We start from the raw sequence: 13,916 nt of genomic DNA on the forward strand, positions 1-13,916 counted from the left end.
ACCAATCTTGGCTCATCAATTACTGACAAAAATTTGCTCAAATAAACTTCGAGTAATTTCTACCATCAATCAATGAAAATAATTTCGATCGATCAACCAGTAAAAATCCACACAAGTTGTTCTTCATAATCTCTTAATGATCTTCTTGTTGGTTCGTCACCAGCAAGCTAGGTCGGCTATATTACTCTTTATTTCTAAAGAGTCAACCGGTAATTCAAATTATTTTTAAACTTATCAAATAAAACCCAACTTAATCAACTCAACCAAGTCATTGTTTTATCAGAAGTTTTAATCTTCATCACCGCCGATGGATGTGCATTCTACAGCATTTCACACCCAACGCAACACCCTTTTCCATTTATTTTTAGTTTTTCATTACGTTTGTTTATTTATTCTACTAAATTGAGTTTTTTTACTATTTTTTGAGCATAAAAGGGACAATATTTCCATATTTGTCCGTTAATTTATCTTTTTCATTCTTTTCTTGCCATTTTAAAGCTCGACAATCGACATATTCACAGTAGCCACCCTCCCCACACTCGATTTCGTCGTTAATTTTAATTTGATAGTTAAAGCTTCCTGCATAGCCAGCGCCGAGTCCAAATTTAAAATCCCCACGGCTCTGCGCCTGTATATGTATTTTTAGTTTGTCATTTTGGTAAATCCATTCAAATTCACGTGGTAAATACATTTTTTGCAAATTGGGGGTTTTAACCACAGGATAAACGCGCATGACTTTAAAGAACACGCCTTGGTCTGCCATAAACACTTGCTTCTGATTTAAATCTCTTAGATATAAACGTGAGCTCAAAATATTGTTATAGCGGTCTCGCGTTTGCATAAAGATAATTTGACGTTGTCGACTAAGGTTAATCACCTGATGGGTATAAAACGCTAAAGGTAAATATGGAAACTTGCGTATTTGTGCATAAGACAAAACAGCCAACTGATTTACATCATACATCTGGCCCTGAAATTTGATTTGACCTTCACATTGACACATCACTGACCAATATTCAGCAAGACCTAATCTTAATTTAATTAAACACGAGGAAATATCGGTAGTTTGCACGGACAAATCTAAACTGAGTTCAGTATCTTCTCGATGGATTTGAAATACCGCTCCATCCCAACCAATCTGCTCTTTATCTCTAAATTTAAAGACGGTATCACTCAGACTACAGTCGTCTTTGATGGAATATGATTGTAATTGCCCAACCATATGACCGCTCACACTGGTCAATACTGTGGCTGTATTGAGTTCGTCTTGTTGAATGGACACAGGATTTTGAAAAGCGGGAATCTGAGGCTGCCCCAGCCAACTCATAAAGTTAAGATAATGTAAGGGCGCAGGAAGATTCGGTAGACAAAGTCCATAATGGACTGAAGGATATGGCGTATTCGGCGCATGTAGATTTATTTTTTTATGTTGTAAATCTGGAGCTTGATTCAGTCGCCTTGATTGATCCAAGAAATCTTGAAATATCTGCATATCAAGCTCCTTTTCATTTTTTTATTTCATGCTTTAACTCATGCTTCTGCCTTTTTTGCCATTAAGGTGGTGACAAAACCAGACAATGCATAAATCACTGAAATAATTAAAATACCCATTGGAATATTATACGTTACAGCTGCTAAAACAAAGACGATTATTGGTAACACGGCAAATGGAACACGGCGACGATCCACCGTTTTAAATGAATAGTATTTTACATTTGAGATCATCAATAGACCCACTGCAATAATCACTACCGCATTAAAAATCTGAATACCTATTTCGCGTAAGTCGAAGACCGCAGGGATATCCATACCTACCCATACCAATGAAATAATCATAACGGCTGCGAGTGGACTTGCAACACCAATAAAGTAACGTTTATCGACGACCCCAATTTGTACGTTAAAACGTGCCAAACGGAAGGCTGCACATGCGGTGTAAACAAAACATGCTGCCAGGCCAATACGGCCTAAGTCATTTAGACTCCAGCTATACATTAAAATGGCAGGTGCAACACCAAATGCTAGCAAGTCTGATAAGGAGTCAAACTGTTCACCAAATGGACTTTGTGCGCCGATAGCACGTGCGACACGTCCATCCAAACCATCAAATAATGCTGCAAGAAAAATAGCATAAATGGCTTGTTGAAATTCACCATTCATACTGGCAATTATTGAATAAAAGCCGGATAACAACGCTGCGGTTGTAATCAAGTTTGGCCACAGATAGATCCCACGACGTTTCACTTTATGCCCTTCATGGGTGTGCTCCTCTTCTTCAACTTCAAATGTAATGCCATCAAATGCATTTTCATCCTTCGAAGAAATTTCCCGCTCAGGTTTATTTGTATTTGTCATTGTTCGATCCTAACTGTGACCTTTCTTTTTCAAGTTTAAAATTATTCGCCAACTAACCAACGTACGGCTGCATGACCACCATTTTCATTCATACGAAGATGTGGGAACAACCATTGTAATGCTTCATCCGCATCCTGAGAGAATTTCCAAGGTGGGTTAATCACCAATAAACCACAACCATTTAGACCGACTGGAGTGTCATCTGGCCATACACAAATTTCGCAAACCAACTGACGACGAATGCCGGTTTTGTACATTTTCTTTTCAAAACGTTCAATCATCGCGCGGTCTTTAATTGGATACCATACCGCAAAAACGCCTGTCGGCCATTTTTTATAAGCAGCCACCAATAATTCTACAAGCTGTGGAAAATCTTTACGTTCTAATTCGTAAGGCGGGTCAATCATGACTAAACCACGTTTTTCTTTTGGTGGAATTACACCCAGTAAACCTTCGTAAGCATCACGTTCATGCAAGCCTGCACGTTTATCAAAAATATTGTGGCGCAATTGTTGGAATACATCGCGCTGCATTTCAAAAATCGTGGCTTTATCAGTTTCACGCATGCCTTCAAGTGCGAACCACGGAGAGCCTGGATAAGCGCCTTTACCAAAGTTTTCACGCATTTTTTCAACAACTTTTAAATATTGTTGAACACCTTCAGGCGCATTGCGTTTAATCGAATCATCGAGCTTAACTAAACGATGAATACCATTTAAAAACTCACCTGATTTCTGTGCTTCAGAGGTCGAAAGATCATATTTACCTGCACCACCATGTGTATCTACATAGCGATAAGGTTTATCTTTTGCATTCAGTCGACTTAATAACTGAAGCAGCAAAACGTGCTTCATCACGTCGGCAAAGTTGCCTGCATGGAAATGGTGACGGTAATTCATGTTTCTTTAATTCCTGATATCAACGGACATTTTAGCATGAAAAATAGTTTCATTCCGATGCTATTCTTGCTCTAGAATACGTCACCTTTTTTTCCACAACTTTATGGATCGTATATGGAAACAGCCTTTCTCCCAAAGTCTTGGCCCGTTGATCAAATCCTCGATGATTTAGATCAACACGGGTTTAGCATTATTGATGACGCTTATCCTGCTGAATATATACATGCACTTGTTGAAGAATGTATGTCAAATTTAAATAAATTTAGGGATGCAGCCGTACAAAATGGGGTCATCAGTAAAATTAGAAGTGATCATATTTTATGGATTAACGACACCTTAGATGTCGCACAAGAACACGTTCAAGCGTTACAACATTTATCAGAACAATTTAATCGCGCATTTTTTTCTGGCATTCACGAAGTCGAAGCACATTTTGCCTGTTATAACGCAGGTGAATTTTATGCCCTGCATAAAGATAATCCTCAAGGCAAAAATGGACGTGTCATTTCAGCGGTTTATTATTTGCATGAACATTGGCAAGCCGACTGGGGCGGTGAATTGCGCTTACAAGATAAGAATGATGTTTGGCATATTTTAGAACCTAAACCGAATCGCATTGCTTTATTCCAAAGTGACCTGTTGCACGAAGTACTCGAAGCCAAACATCAACGTTTATCCATTACGGCTTGGCTACGTAATGACAACACGATGTGGTAATTCGAGATTCATCCTTTAAATCCCTTAAATTATCCTCATATATGAGTCATTCATAGATGAGGATGTACCCGATGCGTCAAAACAGTCAACAAATCATTCAGCGTATTGGCGAAACTGATCAATTATTTCTACAAGGCAACAGCCCTGAACTTGCCCTTGAGCGTGCTGACTTACGTCTGCAATTGGTTGGCTTAAGCAAGAACCATCAAGAACAAGTGTATTTTCTGCAAGAAGCCATTGTTCTGCTTGAACAAAGCCGGATTGAATTTGAAGAAATGCCGATAGAGCTATACATCAATCTGTCTGTGCATTTAGCCAAAGCTTATATGGTATTTTTTGAAATCACCCAAGAGCAGCGCTATGCCCTGATTACCCAGCAGATTATGAAACCGATGTCCAAAGCTGAGCATGGCGACATCTACTTCTACTTGGCCTATGCCTCTGCGGTAAAACAGGAACCTGCGTTAACCCGCCACTGGTTAAATAAATACTGCAAATCTCAAGAATTCAAACTCACAACTTTACTTGAGCATCCTGCATTTAATCCTTATCGCCAAGAAGATTGGTTTGCAGAATTACGCCAAAGCAAACTGCACTAAATAAAAAAACACCTCCGAAGAGGTGTTTTTTTATTTGTGGAGAAATGAAATCTATGCCGGCTGCAGCTTATATGCATCCATATGTAACTGTTGATTCAGCTCATCAATCCAAATAGCCCAATCATCATCTTGTACTAAATGACTGATTAGAAAATCACGCTGCGCTTTATTCCAAAACGGCGCATCATGTAAATTTTCACTTGCGGCAAGCTGATGCGTACGTACGTATAACTCGATCGCAGCTGGACTGCTGGCTAACCCCAATTGAGAAAACAATAAAGCTAAGGATGGTTTATTTTGATTGAGCATCTCGCCCTCCTTATCAACTAATCTGTCATTTATTATTTAATTAACTTATATGATGAAGCTAAAAAAACCTAGCGATAAAACTAGGTTTGTTGTTTCAAATTGTATTTAGATTTTGCATGATCCGGAAAGCTTATGTTCTGTATGCAATTGTTCATTTAAAATATCGACCACCATGGCCCAGTCATCATCTTTTTTCCAATGACTAATAATAAAGTCACGCTGTGACTTTGTCCAAAATGGCGCTTCATGCAATGGAACATCCATGGTGATTTGATGCGTTTCGATAAATTGATCGATGCCTTCCGGACTTGCATCCAACCCCAATTGTTCAAAAAATAGTTCCAACGTCGGTTGTTGATCAAACATTGCCGTTCTCCTCAAGCCAAAAACATTTCTTCCATCTTCATAGTTATCTGTTTAATTGACTTTGTCAGTTGCAACTACATCTCAACGTGTTATTTTTTGTTCAAAACTTAAGCGTGGTATTTTTCGCAGGCCATAAAAAAGCACCCCAAATGGAGTGCTTTTTTTATAATTTAATTTAAAAAATTAAATTATTTAACCATGTCAGCAACTGCTGCACGTTCTTCTTCAAGCTCGTTTAGAGTGACGTTGATACGTTCACGGCTGAATTCGTCGATTTCAAGACCTTGAACGATTTTGTATTCGCCGTTTTCAGTTGTTACAGGGAAACCGAACATTACGCCTTCAGGGATACCATAAGAACCGTCAGAAGGAATACCCATAGTTACCCATTTGCCGTTTGTGCCAAGAGCCCAATCGCGCATATGGTCGATTGCAGCGTTTGCAGCAGAAGCAGCAGAAGAAAGACCACGCGCTTCGATGATCGCAGCACCACGTTTACCAACAGTTGGAAGGAACACGTCTTTGTTCCAAGCAGCATCGTTGATTTTGTCTTTTAAGCTTTCGCCGTTTACATTTGCAAAACGGTAGTCAGCATACATTGTTGGAGAGTGGTTACCCCAAACTGTCATGTTTTTGATGTCAGAAACTGCAACACCCGCTTTTTGAGCAAGTTGAGTTAACGCACGGTTGTGGTCAAGACGTAACATTGCTGTGAAGTTTTTCGCTGGAAGATCTGGAGCAGATTTCATTGCGATGTAAGCGTTAGTGTTTGCAGGGTTACCTACAACAAGAACTTTAACGTCACGGCTAGCAACTTCGTTAAGCGCTTGGCCTTGACCGATGAAGATTTCACCGTTTACTTTAAGAAGGTCAGCACGTTCCATACCAGGACCACGTGGACGTGAACCTACAAGAAGAGCGTAGTCAGCATCTTTGAATGCAACTTTAGGATCATCAGTACCGATCATACCTTCTAAAAGAGGGAATGCGCAGTCATCAAGTTCCATCATTACGCCTTTAAGCGCTTGTTGAGCTTTCTCAACTGGAATTTCTAATAATTGAAGGATAACTGGTTGGTCTTTACCCAACATTTCACCGCTTGCGATACGGAATAATAAGCTATAACCGATTTGACCAGCTGCGCCAGTAACGGCAACACGAACTGCTTGCTTCATGTAATTATCTCCAATTGAGGAAGGTCATAATGATTAAATAGCTGTTCTATCTAATCTTAATAATCATAAACGGCAAAGATTGTACTCCAATCTTTTGACGCTTGCATGTAAAAGAGAATGCTTTTCAACAAAAGTATGATAGGAAATATAAATAAAATGCCGAAAAAAGCTTAGAAAGAACCTTTAATTATGAAAGTTGCAGGACAATTTCCGACGATAGTCGTAGGGCAACTTTTGTACTGACCATTGTTTTTATAGCAGATTTTAATCTCAGTCAGTAGGCTACCACCACGGGTTTGCATACAGTTAAATTCAATACTTTGTGATACCAATCCGCTGTTCATACGCAACATTTTATTACGCAAGACATTGGCTTGAATGGACTGGGTTTCTTGGCTAGTCAATTCATCTGGAATTTTTAGCTTATCTGCATGATTAATAATGGTTCTGAAATACTGGCTGGCATTCATTGGGACACAGCCGCCGGTATTGTGCCAAAGCGCCACGCGAGCATTTTCATCAGGCATAATCCGTGCAACCACTTTGGCTTGCAGCGGAGAAAGTTTAGCGGAACTATTGGTGGTGCAATCACGGGTAGAAGTTTCTGGATATAGACCCGTGATATTGAGTGAATACCCTTCCAGACATTTACGCTTTTTACTTTTTAATGGGTCATAAGCGCAAACAGCAGGCACCATTTGCACATCCATCACATAACCATTGACCACGGGTGCTGCCGAAAGCACAGACATACTAAAGCCTGCACCACTGCCGATGAGCAGTGATGTCAGTATTCGATAAGCAGGTCTAATGTCCATGTTCGGCATTCATTATTTACCCATATTGCACCTAAAAGCAGGCGCATCTTGCTTTAAGGTTTATTGCGCATTCCGTAATGGAATCATTTGCATTCGTTTTTCAATCGATTGCGGCCCTTGACCTAATAAAAGGCCGTAATGGGTTGCATTGGTCATCACATGTTTTACATAGTCTCGCGTTTCCGTTAATGGAATCGATTCGGTATATTGATCCGCTGCAATCGCTTGATATTCAGGCTGCCAGCGTCGAGCACGATTTGGACCCGCATTGTAGCCTGCAGTCGCTAATACTGGACTATTACTCAATTGACGTTGAATCATCGATAAATAGAAAGTGCCATAACGGATATTGGTATTCATATCCGTTAATGCAGCAGGGTTATAACTCTCCCCCATCTGACGAGCCACCAATTTTGCGGTGTCTGGCATAATTTGCATTAAACCACCGGCACCGACATGTGAACGTGCGCTAGTGACAAACCGACTTTCTTGACGCATCAAACCATAAGCCCATGCAGGGTCAATGCCGGCATTACGACTATGACTCACCACATAATTTTGATGCGGCATAGCATAACGTAAAGCATAATTATGCTGTTTGGTGGTTCGATCTGCCGCATAAATCGCCCGATCATACCACCCCATATCGGTTGCACGTTTAGCTGCGGCAAGAATCATGCCATCATCATGCTTTAAATAGGCTTGACGCACTGCCCAGTTCCATTCACGGTTAATATAGCTGTCAGATGCATTAATATTGCGCAATGCAAAGGCACGACGGAAGTGAATATCCTGACTGAGACGCTGCGCATCTTGTGACGAAGGCTGCACATTTGACGGAATATTGTTATAAGACTGACCAATTTTGTCACGTGCTAACAAATTATGGTAATCATCGCCAACGGCAAGCTTGCGATAAATTTCTTTTGCCGCACGTTTAGATGAGGCATCTCCACGTTGTTCAGATGCTCGTGCTAACCAATATTGCCAACGGTCTTCCTGCTTTTGCGAAACGCTCATCGCATCAATTGCACGAATGACACTTTCCCATGCGCCAAAACGAATGGCTTGTCGCGCATAAATCTCGGCTTCTTCTGCACTAAAAGGCAGTCCATAACTCAAATCAAGATAATTTAGAACTTCACGGTTGAAATTATTTTTCATTACCGTTGTACCACCGATATACCCGACACTACGGTATAGGGCTTTTTGCACATCGGCTGGTGTGCCTTCTGCTGCACGTTTCACCGAAGAAATCGCGCCATTTAAGTCGCTATCTGCCAAGCGACCCATCGCATAGATCAGGTATGCATGATCTTCAGCTGTGGCTTTGGGTGCAGACCATAAATAATTCAGTGGATTGGCTTGAATGGTGTTGAGTTGTGACAAATTAATATTTACGCCAATGGTTTGCGCAGTCGCAATCGCTTGTCCTGACTGACCCGCTCTTAACTGTCCCCACATCCGTTGATGGCGGTCATCTTGAGTCATTAAAGGACTCGACAGCATCATACGGCCCAAGCCCGTACACGAGTCAGGTTGTGAGTTTGTGGTCAACCATACATCTTTAAATTCTGCGTAGACCAGAGGGTCGCCCGACTTTGCGCGGACTTGAGCCATGGCACATGTTTCAGCACGGTCAGCATTAGTCACATATTGCAAGACAGGCTGTGCTGTAGCGAAATCAGCTTGTTTGACTTTTTCTTCAACATAATCTGCGGCTAATTTTTCTGCCATTGCCGAATTTGGATAGCGCTGTGCAAAATTAATAATGGCACTTGCTGGCTGTGAAGCCAAATTGTTATTCAGTAACCAATATTCTGGATAATAGCCCAAAACGTCATTTTGCATGGATGATTGGTATTGTTGTAATAAACTAATATTGCCTGCATTCGCAGCACGTAAAGCATCGTTAAACTGCTCATCTGCGGCTTGGGCAAACGCAGAAATTCCGGAGAGCCCGACACTCAAAGCAAGTAATTTAGCGTAATTTTTCTGTTTAAAATTATGTTTTAACATCCACTTGCCTTCTTTCATGTCATTCTGCTCAGTTACAGCACATCGAACTTTGTTTAGGAATTAGTTTAATAATTCTAAACTCTGCATTGTGTTCTGTTATGTAACCTTATGATTAGCCAATATTAATTTTCAAACATTTTTGCTTCATAAATCAATATGGCAGAGTTGTAATTTTAGGCTGTAAGTTTCTAGTAAATTACTGCTAAAATATTGCTCATTCTTAAAATCCCCTTTTTGACCTCCGCAGCTGCACAATTCAATTGATTGAATTGTCTGTCAGCCACGTATGGTTATTGATTTTCATAAAATTCCTTTAGGAGCCTACATGACGGTTCAAACCTTCATCCCGAATAGTGCCCAAGCTGCCCCAGATAACACTGTTACCCAGCCACAGCACACCCCAGCTCAAGATGGAGCAGTGAAAAAACTGTACATCGAAACGCAAGGGTGTCAGATGAATGAGTATGACAGTCAACGTATGGGCGACCTTTTAGGTGATTCTCACGGCTATGTGCTGACAAGCGATCCAAAAGAAGCGGATATTCTCCTGATGAATACCTGCTCTATCCGTGAAAAAGCACAAGAAAAAGTATTTTCTGAGTTAGGCCGCTGGCGCAAGCTGAAAGAAAAAAATCCTGACTTGGTGATTGGTGTTGGTGGCTGTGTTGCTTCTCAGGAAGGTGACAACATTCAAAAACGCGCACCGTATGTAGATATGGTGTTTGGTCCACAAACCTTACACCGTTTACCGCAAATGCTTGATCAACATACTGAGCAAGTGGTCAAACCAAAAAAAGAAAAAATTCAGTTGGTGGATATTTCATTCCCTGACATTGAAAAATTCGACTTTTTGCCGGAACCGCGTGTAGAAGGTTTTAAAGCCTTTGTCTCGATTATGGAAGGCTGCTCAAAATACTGTTCTTTCTGTGTGGTTCCTTACACACGTGGAGAAGAAGTATCACGTCCACTGGATGATGTATTGGCTGAAATTGCCACTTTAGCTGAAAAAGGCGTACGTGAAATTTCATTACTCGGCCAAAACGTGAATGGCTACCGTGGTGAAACCTTCGAAGGTAATATTTGCACCTTTGCAGAGTTACTGCGTTTAGTGGCCGAAATTCCGGGCATTGGACGTATTCGTTACACCACATCGCACCCGCTTGAATTTAACGATGACTTGATTCAATGCTACCGTGACTTACCGCAAATGGTTTCTCACTTGCATCTACCGGTTCAAAGTGGTTCGAATGACGTTCTACAAGCCATGAAACGTAACCACACGATTGATGTATATATCGATAAAATTGCTAAATTACGTCAAGTTCGCCCTGATATGCATTTATCTAGCGACTTTATTATTGGCTTTCCGGGTGAGACTGACGAAAACTTCGAAGAAACTTATCAATTTATCCAAGATATGGACTTCGATCATTCATACAGTTTCATCTACTCAAAACGTCCGGGTACTCCTGCCTCAGAACTTGAAGACACAACCCCTGAAGATGTGAAAAAAGAACGTCTTGCAAAAGTTCAACAATGGATTAAACAATCCAGTATCGATAAAACTGATGCAATGCTTGGGACCATTCAACGTGTCTTGATTGAGTCTGTTTCAGACAAAGATCCGAATTTGCTGATTGGTACTGCAGACAATACACGTTTGGTTAGCTTTATCGGTGATCCTGCATGGGTTGGGCGTTTTGCAGAGATTGAAGTGACCGATATTAAAACTTTGAAGTTTGTTTACGGTGAACTCTTGAATCTTGAGCCTGACGTGGCGTAATGTAAGCTTAATCGTCAGACCAATTTAAAGGAATTCTCTTGACTGCAGCGATTCGACGTACTGTAACTTTTGCTGGTATTCCACTTGACCGTTTACAAAGCATGCTCGGTGCCTATAACGGTCATCTCAAACAAATTGAACAACGTTTAGATGTCAAAATTTCTCATCGTGCAGATGCTTTTTTTGTCGATGGGGAAATCGATGCGGTAGAGAGAGCCGAAAGTCTCCTTCACCGTCTTTATGAAGAGTCCGAAACCAATCCACAGATTAGTGCGGACATTTTACACATGATGATTCAAGGCAGTCAGACTGACCGCGAAATTCAGGAAGACTTTTCTGAAAATGAGCACACCGGTTTAGATAATGTTTATCTACAAACCCGTAAAGGTCGGATCAACCCACGTGGTGCCAATCAAAAGCGCTACGTGCAACGTATTTTACAAAGTGATATTTCTTTCGGTATTGGCCCAGCGGGTACAGGTAAAACCTATCTCGCGGTCGCCGCTGCTGTAGATATGCTAGAACGCAACGAAATTCAACGCATTTTATTGGTTCGCCCTGCGGTTGAAGCAGGTGAAAAATTGGGTTTTTTACCCGGTGATTTGAGCCAAAAAATTGACCCTTACTTACGTCCGCTATACGACGCTTTGTATGAAATGCTCGGTTTTGAAAAAGTCGCAAAACTGATTGAACGTCAAGTGATTGAAGTTGCACCACTGGCCTACATGCGTGGTCGTACCTTAAATCATTCTTTTGTGATTTTAGATGAAGCACAGAACACTACCCCTGAACAGATGAAAATGTTCCTCACCCGTTTAGGCTTTGGTTCTCGAGCGGTGATCACGGGCGACATTACACAGGTCGATTTACCTCGTGGTCAACAATCTGGTTTGGCACATGCCTTACGTGTGATTGAAAAAATCAAAGAAATTCATATTACTCGCTTCCACTCTCGTGACGTGGTACGTCATCAATTGGTTCAAAAAATTGTTGAAGCCTATGAGGGATGGGACAGCGAACAACATCGCCTCACAGCTGAACAACGTGCGGAACGTAAAGTACGTCAGGAAGCCTTGGTGGCGGACAATGATGCTAAAGCTGATGGGCAGCATCAAGACGAAAACATTTAAGGATTCATTTTGAAACTTAATCTCTCTTTGCAGCAAAATTTTCAGTCACCTGAATTGGTGGTGAAACGTGCGCATATCAAAAAAGTCGTGGAAACGGCTTTACGTCATATCGATACACAAAGTGATTGTGAGATCGGTATTGCATGTGTGGACAATGATGAAAGCCACAAATTGAACTTGGAATATCGTGGTAAAGACAAACCGACCAATGTGTTGTCTTTTCCGAGCGATCTCCCGGATGAAATGGCGGCAGTTTTAGACTCATTTCCGATTGGCGACTTGGTGATTTGTATTCCTGTGGTTCTTCGTGAAGCACAAGAACAAAGCAAAGCACCCCTGACCCACTTTACGCATATGCTGGTACACGGTACGTTGCACCTCATGGGCTATGACCATGAAACCTCTGATAAAGATGCTGAAGAAATGGAAGCGTTGGAAATCGAGATTTTAGCCAAATTGGGGTTTGATAACCCTTATCTGGAAAGAGATTAAGAACAAAAAAAGCGAGCTACGGCTCGCTTTTTTTATCGTCATAAAAACCAAGGAAGGAAAGATATGCAATATGTCGTGATTTTTAAAGCACGCATTTGTACGCTTGATGAGCTGTATTTTTCGACTGCACAGCAGCTTAGAGACAAAGCCTTGGCACACTTTAACTGTCAACATTTTGAAGCGCTGACAGAGGGTAAGCATGAAATCGCCCTTTCCTACTGGAATACATTAGAAGACATTCGAGCTTGGCAACAAGATGCACAACATCTAGTGGCGCAGCAATTGGGAAAAAACCAATGGTATACGAATTTTAGCGTCGAAATCTGCGAAGTTTTGCGACGCTATCGCGACTGATTAACGCACCTCAAACTCTGCTTCTGCAGGATCGAAGCGCCAAGTACGCACAATACGAAGTTCTGAGATGTCTTTCATTTTGGCATCAAACAAACCAAAAGGTGCCGCCTTACGTACAGAGGTTTTTGCAGCTTCGTCCAATAAGTTTGAACCTGAACTTTCGATCAAACGAATGGCACGAATCCCGCCATTACTGTTCAAAATAACCATTAAGCGTACTTCACCGCGTAGCTGCTGCTGTTTTGCTGCTTCAGGATAATAACGGTTACCGTAAAATTCGACTTTTTCGCGAAATTTTTCCATGTAAGCAGCAGAAACATCTTGCTTGGCTTGAATACCATCAATGGTTTTAATTTTTTGCTGACGGCTAAAGTTTTGCTGGCGTTGTAAATATTGAGCTTCGATACTCGCCACCATCGCAGCCTTGGCCTGAAACTGACTATTCAACTCCTCAACGGCTTTTTTGCGACTGTTTTCTTCAGCTTGTTTTTGCCAACTCAAAGTTGTCATCAACACTTTGTCTTCAAAGCTCAGCTCTTTCTTTTGTTGCAGTTGTTCTAAAGCTTCGCTTTTTTGCTCCCCGGCTTTTTGTTCGATCATCGGTGCAGGCATGTCACTCGACATACGATGCGACTCACGGAATGTCCCCGAGCCCTGCTGATCGGTTTGTGCTAAAAAGTCTGCATGTTCAATTTTTTCCGTCGTAGAACGTAAAGAAACTGCAATTTCTTTGGTGTTGTAATCCGCCTCTTGGGGCATGGAAAATTGCATGGTTAAAAAAGCCAAATGCAACACAGCAGCAAACGCCAATGCAGTTGCAAATATGGGATCTTTCCACCACTCTTTCATCAAGGGCATGAACGTTATTTTTTTCAGCATCACATTAAACCGACAATTTGC

Annotated in this window: 15 protein-coding genes; 6 read left to right on the top strand and 9 right to left on the bottom strand. The window is 41.3% G+C overall.

The window, feature by feature from the left end; translation table 11 throughout:
* Positions 1-415 precede the first annotated feature (415 nt).
* Genes MST16_RS14205 through MST16_RS14215 form a run of 3 tightly spaced genes read right to left on the bottom strand, consistent with a single transcriptional unit; the run spans position 416 to position 3,254 of the window.
* On the bottom strand, positions 416-1,492 hold the full coding sequence (locus tag MST16_RS14205; protein WP_180010550.1) for a DUF6670 family protein: 1,077 nt from the start codon (positions 1,490-1,492) through the stop codon (positions 416-418).
* 38 nt (positions 1,493-1,530) lie between these two features.
* Entirely contained in the window at positions 1,531-2,355 is an 825-nt protein-coding gene (gene pssA / locus MST16_RS14210; RefSeq protein WP_180010549.1) for a CDP-diacylglycerol--serine O-phosphatidyltransferase, read from the bottom strand.
* 41 nt (positions 2,356-2,396) lie between these two features.
* Positions 2,397-3,254: a 23S rRNA (adenine(2030)-N(6))-methyltransferase RlmJ gene (locus MST16_RS14215; RefSeq protein ID WP_168379141.1), complete on the bottom strand. Its 858-nt coding sequence runs from the start codon at positions 3,252-3,254 to the stop codon at positions 2,397-2,399.
* A gap of 114 nt (positions 3,255-3,368) precedes the next feature.
* On the opposite strand from MST16_RS14215, the gene MST16_RS14220 reads away from it, so the two are divergent.
* A complete protein-coding gene (locus MST16_RS14220; RefSeq protein WP_180008392.1) occupies positions 3,369-3,971 on the top strand; it encodes a 2OG-Fe(II) oxygenase in 603 nt (200 codons plus the stop codon).
* Between the two features lie 71 nt (positions 3,972-4,042).
* Entirely contained in the window at positions 4,043-4,570 is a 528-nt protein-coding gene (locus tag MST16_RS14225) for a hypothetical protein (RefSeq protein WP_180008394.1), read from the top strand.
* 51 nt (positions 4,571-4,621) lie between these two features.
* Here MST16_RS14225 and MST16_RS14230 read toward each other — a convergent pair whose 3' ends face one another.
* The 5 genes from MST16_RS14230 to MST16_RS14250 form a co-directional block, all read right to left on the bottom strand.
* Positions 4,622-4,879, bottom strand: coding sequence for a DUF2789 family protein (locus tag MST16_RS14230; protein WP_078189234.1), 258 nt, complete (start codon positions 4,877-4,879; stop codon positions 4,622-4,624).
* Positions 4,880-4,984: 105 nt separating this feature from the next.
* On the bottom strand, positions 4,985-5,245 hold the full coding sequence (locus tag MST16_RS14235; protein ID WP_078189235.1) for a DUF2789 family protein: 261 nt from the start codon (positions 5,243-5,245) through the stop codon (positions 4,985-4,987).
* Between the two features lie 188 nt (positions 5,246-5,433).
* On the bottom strand, positions 5,434-6,420 hold the full coding sequence (locus tag MST16_RS14240; RefSeq protein ID WP_180010548.1) for a malate dehydrogenase: 987 nt from the start codon (positions 6,418-6,420) through the stop codon (positions 5,434-5,436).
* A gap of 170 nt (positions 6,421-6,590) precedes the next feature.
* Positions 6,591-7,172, bottom strand: a complete 582-nt coding sequence (locus MST16_RS14245) for a ribonuclease I (RefSeq protein ID WP_171262588.1) — start codon at positions 7,170-7,172, stop codon at positions 6,591-6,593.
* Between the two features lie 126 nt (positions 7,173-7,298).
* Positions 7,299-9,275, bottom strand: a complete 1,977-nt coding sequence (locus MST16_RS14250; RefSeq protein WP_180010546.1) for a lytic transglycosylase domain-containing protein — start codon at positions 9,273-9,275, stop codon at positions 7,299-7,301.
* Between the two features lie 307 nt (positions 9,276-9,582).
* Between MST16_RS14250 and miaB the strand changes: the two genes are divergently transcribed.
* From miaB to MST16_RS14270, 4 genes are all read left to right on the top strand, one after another.
* Positions 9,583-11,040 (top strand): tRNA (N6-isopentenyl adenosine(37)-C2)-methylthiotransferase MiaB, encoded by a 1,458-nt coding sequence (gene miaB, locus MST16_RS14255; RefSeq protein WP_180010545.1) that lies wholly within the window; start codon positions 9,583-9,585, stop codon positions 11,038-11,040.
* 38 nt (positions 11,041-11,078) lie between these two features.
* Positions 11,079-12,170, top strand: coding sequence for a PhoH family protein (locus tag MST16_RS14260; RefSeq protein ID WP_180010544.1), 1,092 nt, complete (start codon positions 11,079-11,081; stop codon positions 12,168-12,170).
* 9 nt (positions 12,171-12,179) lie between these two features.
* Positions 12,180-12,662, top strand: a complete 483-nt coding sequence (gene ybeY, locus MST16_RS14265) for an rRNA maturation RNase YbeY (protein ID WP_180010543.1) — start codon at positions 12,180-12,182, stop codon at positions 12,660-12,662.
* A 63-nt stretch (positions 12,663-12,725) separates the two neighbouring features.
* Entirely contained in the window at positions 12,726-13,016 is a 291-nt protein-coding gene (locus tag MST16_RS14270; protein ID WP_180010542.1) for an antibiotic biosynthesis monooxygenase, read from the top strand.
* Here MST16_RS14270 and MST16_RS14275 read toward each other — a convergent pair whose 3' ends face one another.
* The gene (locus tag MST16_RS14275; protein ID WP_218946155.1) at positions 13,017-13,874 is read right to left on the bottom strand and encodes an energy transducer TonB; all 858 of its coding nucleotides are present in this window, start codon (positions 13,872-13,874) and stop codon (positions 13,017-13,019) included.
* Positions 13,875-13,916: the final 42 nt, after the last annotated feature.

This window comes from Acinetobacter sp. YH16040_T, assembly GCF_024605785.1.
GTDB classification, from domain to species: domain Bacteria; phylum Pseudomonadota; class Gammaproteobacteria; order Pseudomonadales; family Moraxellaceae; genus Acinetobacter; species Acinetobacter amyesii.

Coding starts and splice junctions, on each gene's coding strand:
- pssA (WP_180010549.1), bottom strand. CDS start 2,355: ATGACAAATACAAATAAACCTGAGCGGGAAATTTCTTCGAAGGATGAA.
- MST16_RS14240 (WP_180010548.1), bottom strand. CDS start 6,420: ATGAAGCAAGCAGTTCGTGTTGCCGTTACTGGCGCAGCTGGTCAAATC.
- MST16_RS14250 (WP_180010546.1), bottom strand. CDS start 9,275: ATGAAAGAAGGCAAGTGGATGTTAAAACATAATTTTAAACAGAAAAAT.
- MST16_RS14225 (WP_180008394.1), top strand. CDS start 4,043: ATGCGTCAAAACAGTCAACAAATCATTCAGCGTATTGGCGAAACTGAT.
- MST16_RS14205 (WP_180010550.1), bottom strand. CDS start 1,492: ATGCAGATATTTCAAGATTTCTTGGATCAATCAAGGCGACTGAATCAA.
- MST16_RS14275 (WP_218946155.1), bottom strand. CDS start 13,874: ATGCCCTTGATGAAAGAGTGGTGGAAAGATCCCATATTTGCAACTGCA.
- MST16_RS14230 (WP_078189234.1), bottom strand. CDS start 4,879: ATGCTCAATCAAAATAAACCATCCTTAGCTTTATTGTTTTCTCAATTG.
- MST16_RS14245 (WP_171262588.1), bottom strand. CDS start 7,172: ATGTCTGTGCTTTCGGCAGCACCCGTGGTCAATGGTTATGTGATGGAT.
- MST16_RS14270 (WP_180010542.1), top strand. CDS start 12,726: ATGCAATATGTCGTGATTTTTAAAGCACGCATTTGTACGCTTGATGAG.
- MST16_RS14215 (WP_168379141.1), bottom strand. CDS start 3,254: ATGAATTACCGTCACCATTTCCATGCAGGCAACTTTGCCGACGTGATG.
- MST16_RS14220 (WP_180008392.1), top strand. CDS start 3,369: ATGGAAACAGCCTTTCTCCCAAAGTCTTGGCCCGTTGATCAAATCCTC.
- MST16_RS14235 (WP_078189235.1), bottom strand. CDS start 5,245: ATGTTTGATCAACAACCGACGTTGGAACTATTTTTTGAACAATTGGGG.
- miaB (WP_180010545.1), top strand. CDS start 9,583: ATGACGGTTCAAACCTTCATCCCGAATAGTGCCCAAGCTGCCCCAGAT.